The sequence below is a fragment of the Sphingomonas sp. FUKUSWIS1 genome (assembly GCF_000733135.1).
Lineage (GTDB): Bacteria > Pseudomonadota > Alphaproteobacteria > Sphingomonadales > Sphingomonadaceae > Sphingomonas > Sphingomonas aerolata.
Map to the genome: position 1 here is coordinate 1 of NZ_JPJC01000255.1, position 1909 is coordinate 1909.

The following is a 1909-nucleotide window of genomic DNA, read 5'->3' on the forward strand; positions in this document are numbered from 1 at the left end:
CGCGATCGGCGCCAGCGGCTTGACCGGATGCTCCTGCATGAGCTTGTACGCACGCTGATACCAGGGCGTGCCCGGATAGTTGCGACCCAGCACCGCCGCGGCCTTCTCGGCCTCGACCGGGACGCCAAGCGCGAGATAGGTCTCGGTCAGACGCATCAGCGCCTCGGGGGTATGCGTGGTCTGCTGATACTGGTCGATCACGGTGCGGAACCGCCCGTTCGCCGCGAGCCACTGGCCGCGCGTCTCGTAGAAGCGACCGATCTCCATCTCCTTGCCGCCAAGGTGATCGTTGACGAGATCGATCTTCAGCCGCGCATCCGACGCATAGCGCGTGTTCGGATACCGCCGCGTCAGTTCACCCAGTGCGTCGAGCGCCTGGCGCGTGATCTTCTGGTCGCGCGTGACGTCGGTGATCTGCTCGTAATAGCCGAGCGCGATCAGGTAATAGGCATAGGGCGCGTCGCGGTTGCCCGGGTGGACCGCGATGAACCGCTGCGCCGACTGGATCGACTTGGTATAGTCGGTGTCGAGATAATAGCTGAACGCGCTCATGATCTGCGCGCGGCGGGCCCAGATCGAATAGGGATGCTGGCGCTCGACCTCGTCGAACAGCTGCGCCGACTCCTTGTAGCGCCCCTGGTCGAGCCGCTTCTTCGCCAGCGAGTAGAGCGTGCCCACGTCGCGCGCGACATACGGGATGTCGGTGGAGGTGCGCGAACTCGCGCACCCGGCCATGGGGAGCGCTATGGCGGCGAGGAGCGCGATCGAGAGCGCGCGAGACTGGGGGATACGCATGGACGTCGTCCTTAGCGTAACCGGGGGCACGCGAACAATCCCCCCTAGCGAGGGGGTTTGGAGACGTCTGAAGCGGCGGCCTTCGGGGCGGTCTATTCAGCCACAATTCACCGGTCGACGGGCGCGATACGCCTGGCGCGATGCCGCGTCGACGACGGGACATTCCCGGCGTCTCGCCAGTTGGGCCCCGGGGCGCTATGTCGCGCCAGTCCGCCAGCCTTGAGAAGGAACGTTTGATGCCCGCCACCCTGCTTCACACCCATCGTGTCGAGAAGCCCTGGGGACGCCACACGCTGTGGCCCGGCTTTGACGATCCCGCCCCGGATGCGCCGGCGATCGGCGAGGTCTGGTTCCAGGAACCCGGCGACACGACCCCCGATCTGCTGATCAAATATCTGTTCACCAGCGAGAAGTTGTCGGTGCAGGTCCATCCCGACGACGACCAGGCGCATGCGCGCGGTCTGCCGCGGGGCAAGGACGAATGCTGGACGGTGCTGGCCGCCGAACCCGATTCGACGATCGCCGTCGGTACCAAGGCGCCGATGTCGCGCGACGACCTGCGCGCGGCCGCGATCGACGGCACCATCGAGGACAAGCTTTACTGGAAGCCGGTCAAGGCGGGCGATTTCATGTACTGCGCCTCCGACACGATCCACGCGATCGGCGGCGGCCTGACGGTGATCGAGGTGCAGCAGAACTCGGAGACCACCTATCGACTCTACGATTATGGCAGCGACCGCGAACTGCACCTCGACGACGGCATCGCGGTCTCGGATCCGGTGCCCTATCAGCCGATCACGTCGCCGGGCGTCGTCTCCGAAGGTCGGACGATCCAGGTCGAAGGCCCCAAATTCGTGCTCGAGCGCTGGACCGGTGGCGAGCATGCGGTGACCCTGCCCGAGGGGCGGACCGCCTGGCTGATCCCGATCACCGGATCAGGCAGCGTCGCGGGTGTCGCGTTCAAGGCGGGCGAATGCGTGACCGTGACCGGGTCCGAGCGGATCGAGGCCAGCGCCGACGCCGACCTGCTGTTCGCCTATGCGGGCGACACGCGGATCTGATCGGGCGCTGCGGCGGGGGGCGATGCGCCTCCCGCCGCCCCATCGATGCGACC

The 1909-nt window shown here is 66.7% G+C and carries 2 protein-coding genes; one reads left to right on the forward strand and one right to left on the reverse strand.

The window, feature by feature from the left end:
* Positions 1-795, reverse strand: a 795-nt coding sequence (locus tag sphsw_RS16130; protein ID WP_031441525.1) for an outer membrane protein assembly factor BamD, incomplete at its 3' end; no start/stop codon positions are given.
* Positions 796-1031: 236 nt separating this feature from the next.
* Between sphsw_RS16130 and sphsw_RS16135 the strand changes: the two genes are divergently transcribed.
* Positions 1032-1856 carry a phosphoheptose isomerase gene (locus sphsw_RS16135; RefSeq protein WP_031441526.1) on the forward strand — a complete coding sequence of 275 codons (825 nt, stop codon included), beginning with the start codon at positions 1032-1034 and terminating at the stop codon, positions 1854-1856.
* The last annotated feature ends 53 nt before the right edge of the window (positions 1857-1909 follow it).